General features: G+C 72.2%; 6 protein-coding genes. 3 read left to right on the top strand and 3 right to left on the bottom strand.

Annotation, left to right across the window (positions count from 1 at the left end):
• A partial coding sequence (locus B7767_RS26065; protein ID WP_143652642.1) for an FAD-dependent oxidoreductase occupies positions 1-293 on the bottom strand: 293 nt, incomplete at its 3' end.
• A 109-nt stretch (positions 294-402) separates the two neighbouring features.
• Here B7767_RS26065 and B7767_RS26060 point away from each other — a divergent pair.
• Both B7767_RS26060 and B7767_RS49405 read left to right on the top strand, forming a co-directional pair.
• Positions 403-1809, top strand: a complete 1407-nt coding sequence (locus B7767_RS26060) for an NAD(P)-binding domain-containing protein (RefSeq protein ID WP_085574324.1) — start codon at positions 403-405, stop codon at positions 1807-1809.
• Positions 1810-1854: 45 nt separating this feature from the next.
• Positions 1855-2319: a DUF6052 family protein gene (locus B7767_RS49405; protein ID WP_373408241.1), complete on the top strand. Its 465-nt coding sequence runs from the start codon at positions 1855-1857 to the stop codon at positions 2317-2319.
• Here the strand turns inward: B7767_RS49405 and B7767_RS26050 are convergent.
• Together B7767_RS26050 and B7767_RS26045 are read right to left on the bottom strand one after the other, a co-directional pair.
• The gene (locus B7767_RS26050; RefSeq protein WP_085574322.1) at positions 2298-2735 is read right to left on the bottom strand and encodes an enediyne antibiotic chromoprotein; all 438 of its coding nucleotides are present in this window, start codon (positions 2733-2735) and stop codon (positions 2298-2300) included. The two genes, B7767_RS49405 and B7767_RS26050, sit on opposite strands and share 22 nt — an antisense overlap.
• Before the next feature lie 428 nt (positions 2736-3163).
• A complete protein-coding gene (locus B7767_RS26045; RefSeq protein ID WP_107486337.1) occupies positions 3164-3592 on the bottom strand; it encodes a GDSL-type esterase/lipase family protein in 429 nt (142 codons plus the stop codon).
• Between the two features lie 623 nt (positions 3593-4215).
• Here B7767_RS26045 and B7767_RS26035 point away from each other — a divergent pair.
• The coding region (locus tag B7767_RS26035) for an NAD(P)/FAD-dependent oxidoreductase (protein WP_179167289.1) at positions 4216-4845 on the top strand (630 nt) is incomplete at its 3' end.

Below are 4845 nucleotides of genomic sequence, written 5' to 3'. Positions count from 1 at the left end.
CAGCCGGTGCGGATCTCGGCGTCCAGGCGGTCGGCGCAGGTGGTGAGGTGGGCGACGACCTCGTCGCGGTGCGGGTGGCGGTCGCGGTCAGCGCCGGGGAACGGCATCCCGGGCGGGGAGCTGTGCCGGGCGGGCGAGAACAGCGTGAGGCTGTCGTAGTAGTGCGGCCACGATCCGGCCGCCCGGTCGGACGCCTCCAGCACCACCGGCCGCAGCCCGCGGCGCAGCAACGCGTGGGCGACCGCGAGGCCCGACTGGCCGCCGCCGATCACGGCGACGTCGGTGCGCTCCATCGGCAATCCCCCTGGAATCGATGAATGTCTATGTTGACGCTCATCGATACAGGTGCCATGCTGGGTCGCGCAAGCCATCGACAGATGTCGAAACACGCAAGGAGTCGCCGTGAATGCGCCCGCCACCACCGAGCTGCCCGTCGTCGTGATCGGAGCCGGACCCGCAGGCCTGGCCGCCGCCGCCCACCTCATCGACCAGGGCATCGAGCCCTTGGTCCTGGAATCCGGGCCCACGGCCGGCACCGCGGTGCGCGAGTGGTCTCACGTGCGGCTGTTCTCCACCTGGGGCGAGGTTGTCGACCCCGCCGCCGAGAAGCTCCTGGCTCCCACCGGCTGGACCCGCCCCGACCCGGCCACCTACCCCTCCGGCGGCGACTGGGCCGACCTGTATCTGCAGCCGCTCGCAGACGTCCTCGGCGACCGCGTCCGCACCGGCGCGCGCGTCACCGGCGTCTCCCGCACCGGCCGGGACCGGATCGTCGACGCCGACCGCGAGGCCCAGCCGTTCGTCGTACACATCGCCCACGCCGGCGGCCGTGAGGAGCGCCTCTTCGCCCGGGCCGTCATCGACGCCTCCGGCACCTGGGCCACCCCGTCCCCGTCCGGCGGCAGCGGACTGCCCGCGCTCGGCGAGAAGGCCGCCGCGGACCGGATCACCTACCGCGTCCCGGACCTGAAGGACCCCGCCGTCCGGGCCCGGTACGCGGGCAGGCGCACCGCCGTGATCGGCTCCGGCGCCTCCGCCTTCACCGCCCTCGCCTACCTGGCCGACCTCGCCAAGTCCGACGACGGCGCGGGAACGAAGGGCGTGTGGATCCTGCGCCGCGGCATCTCGGGCTCCACCTTCGGCGGCGGTGAAGCCGACCAGCTCCCCGCGCGCGGCGCCCTGGGCCTGGCGGCCAAGGCCGCCGTCGACGACGGCCACGCGGACGCGGTCACCGGGTTCCGCACCGAGGCGATCGAACGGGCGCACGACGGCCGCCTGATCCTGGTCGGCGAGGACGGCCGCCGCCTGGACCCGGTCGACGAAGTCGTCGTGCTGACCGGCTTCCGCCCCGACCTGTCCTTCCTCGAGGAGCTGCGCCTCGGGCTCGACGAGCGCCTCCAGGCACCCGTCGCCCTGGCTCCGCTGATCGACCCCAACCAGCACTCCTGCGGCACCGTCTACCCGCACGGCCACCGCGAGCTCTCCCACCCCGAGCAGGGCGTGTACCTGGTCGGGATGAAGTCCTACGGCCGCGCCCCGACGTTCCTGGCGATGACAGGCTACGAGCAAGTCCGCTCCGTGGCCGCGGCGATCGCCGGCGACCTGGATGCTGCCGATCGCGTGGAACTGACCCTGCCCGAGACGGGAGTCTGCGGCGGCGCCGGGCTGTTCGACGCTCCCGATGCAGCTGAGGGCGACGGTGGTGGCTGCTGCGCGCCCACGCCGCAGTTCGTCCAGCTCGGTGTCCCCGCCGCGGCCAAGGCGGCGGCTGCCGAGGAGGCTCCGGCGGGCGGCTGCTGCGGCTCGTGAGCGACCTGGACACTCCCGCGCGTGGGGCCGCGACCGGAACAGGGGATGGGAACCCGTACACCACTTCCCGGGACGCAACCCGTCTCAGCTCGAATGATCAGGACACAACTCGTCGTGACCCCACCCGCGACCTCGGTCGCGGGTGGGGTCACGACGAACGACAGCGCGCGGCTCACGCAGGACCAGGAACACCGAATACGCGGGGCCACCACGCCCTGCGGGCACCGGACGCTCCTGGGCCGGTGCCCGCAGGGCGTGGTGGCCCCGCGTGGTGCTCTCGCGGAACCGCGCGTCGCCCTGGACGGCCGGGCGGTCGACATCGACCACTCCGTGCGTCGGTCCTGGCGCAGCCATGTCCTGTGCCCGCCGGACGCACTCGCCGCGTCGGGCGATCAGCGCGTGCGTGGACCCGCACAGCGGCGGAACCCCGGTCCCATCGACCTGCCGGAGTTCCGCCGCTTGTGGTGGGTGGTGGGGGGAATCCGCGATCACTTGAAGGTGATCGCCTGACCACCGCCCTCACCGGCGTCGCTGAGCACGACCACCTGGGTCTGCGTGGTCTTGGCGTCCACGGTGCCCCAGACCGGACCGTCGGCGCTCACGACCGCCTCGAAGGAGCTGCGGACGACCAGGGAGGTGTTGATCTCACCCTGGGCGTTCGTGGTGACGTCCTTGGAGGTGGACTTGTTGCACCCGAACTTCTGCGCCTCCACCTGCGCACACTGACCGATGTGGAAGACCGTGTTCGGGGTGAGGCCGCTGGCCGAGACGGCGACCGTCTGGCCGTCGGAGAGGCCGGAGACCGGCGAAACCGAGACCGTGGGCGCGGCCATGGCCGAGGACTGGGTGGCGAGAGCCAGACCGGTGGCGATGGCGGCAGTGGCACCGAGACGGGCGATGAGGCCGAGCTTCTTCGTGGCAGTCACAGTCAACTCCATGTGAAATCGTGGGGGTTGGTGAGGGCTTCGTGTAGCGCCCACATATGAAGTTAGTGACCTTGGAAAGCAGCGGCATCTTCCAAGTTGCTCCGTGCAACTCACCTGGTGACGGAGGTGGCGGGCAGCTGCCGCGCACCGCGTTCTCCGGCCGCGCGCCCGTACGGACCGCGAAGGACACAGCCCGCTCCCGGAAGCGGTTCACCGCCCCCGGGGGGCCACCGGCACCCCCCCACGCGCGTGAACGACTCCGTTGGGAACGTCGTGAGTCGGGCAGGGGGTGTGGGACGACGGGACTCGTCGGCAGCGTCCCTCCAGAGGAGCCGAGCCTTCGTCAGCAGCCGCGGGCGGCAGGGGAAGTGCGGTCGCTCCCCGGAGGGCGGTTCGCTGCCGGATCGCCGGCCGGGTGCCGGGTCGGCTCAGCTGATGGTGTTCAGCATGGCTTCTTCGACGTGATCGGCGGCGTTGCGGTGGCCGAGGGCGTTGGGGTGCACGAAGGACAGCCGGTCGGGCAGGGTGACGAAGCCTTCGACCCACTTGCTGTCGTCGCAGACGCTGTGGTTCCGGGAGGAGGCGTGGATGTCGACGAAGTCGGCGGCGTCCTGTGTGCCGGTCGAGTCGCTGATGGCCTTGTTGAGGGGTTCCAGGACGTCGTCGCGCAGCCGTTCCAGGTTGCCCTGGGTGATCGTGCCGAACTGCGTCAGGTCGCCGAAGTCGCAGCTGGATGTGTCCCGGGGGATGACCGTGGGGTGGCCGACGGCCAGGATCTTCGCGTGCGGGGCGCGTTCGTGGAGCACTTCGAGCATCCGGTCGTAGTCCTGGCGCACCTTCTTCAGCCGGGCCGGCATGTCGGTGGCCCAGGAGGCAGTGGCACCCCGTCATGATCGTCGACGGCGCTGACAACAGGAGCGGGCGGGGACCGGTCGCCGGATCCAGCTGCTCCGATCGATCACCTGCCGGTGATCTCGCCACCGCGCACCCGGCCGAGGCGGCCCACCCGCTGCACACTCGCCGACGACCGATGAACCGATGAGTGGCGGGAGGCTCTGCGGGTCGGCCGGCGGGCGCACAACGCGTGGCACCGCACCCATGGGGCGGGCGCACTCCGGCCCCGGGCAGCAGAGCACCTGGTCGGCCGGCTGCTCCTCGGACTCCCGGGCGATCAGCCGCTCGAACACCTGCCGGTCGCCCTCGATCCTCAGGTCGTTCGGCGTGAGGCGGCCCCGGACGAAGAGGAGCAGTTGCTCGGCCGTGCCCGTGGCCGATGCGGAGGCGGGCGCGGCGTCGTCGGTGAGGGGTGCGGGCCAGGCGCCGGTGCCGTGGTGTTCGGAGTACCGGTGTCGGGCACGACCCCTCTCCTCTTCGGTGTGACGCGGGTCATATCGGTCCGACGTCACGATCGGAAGGCCGACTTGCGTCTGGTGGTCGTTCGTACAGCGGAAGCGACCGACACGGAAGAGGCGGCAGAGCGATGAACGCGACAGCAGCGCAGCGGCACGAGGTCCTGGTCCTGGGCGCCGGTTACGCCGGGCTCTCCGCCGCGATCCAGCTCGCGGCCCGCACCAGGAAGCGCGGGAACCCGCGGGTGACGCTGGTCAACCCCTACGACACCTTCACCGAGCGGCTCCGGCTGCACATGACCGCCACCGGCCAGGAGACGGCCGAGATGAACATCCCGGAGCTGCTGGACGGCACCGGCGCCGGCTTCGTCCGTGGCTGGGTCACCGCCGTGGACGCCGAGGAGAGGACCGTCCGGATCGACGACGAGCGGGTCCTGCGCTACGACACCCTGGTCTACGCCCTGGGCGGCGTCGCGGACACCGTCGCCGTCCCCGGCGTGGACGACCACGCCCACACCCTCGACAGCCCGGAGGACGCCGCCGTCCTCGCCGGCCGGCTGGCCGGGCTCGACGGCGGGACCGTCGTGGTCGCCGGCAGTGGCCTCACCGGCGTCGAGGCCGCCGCGGAGATCGCCGAGCGGCACCCGGAGCTCCAGGTGGTGCTGCTGGGCCGGCAGGAGCCGGGCGCGGGCATGCACCCGAAGGCCAGGGCCCACCTGGACGCGGCGTTCGCCCGGCTCGGCGTGCGGGTGCGCAGCGGC

Source organism: Streptomyces sp. 13-12-16 (assembly GCF_002114215.1).
Classification (GTDB): domain Bacteria; phylum Actinomycetota; class Actinomycetes; order Streptomycetales; family Streptomycetaceae; genus Streptomyces.
The sequence above is the reverse complement of the archived record's forward strand: the minus strand, read 5'-3'. Positions and strand labels throughout refer to the sequence as shown.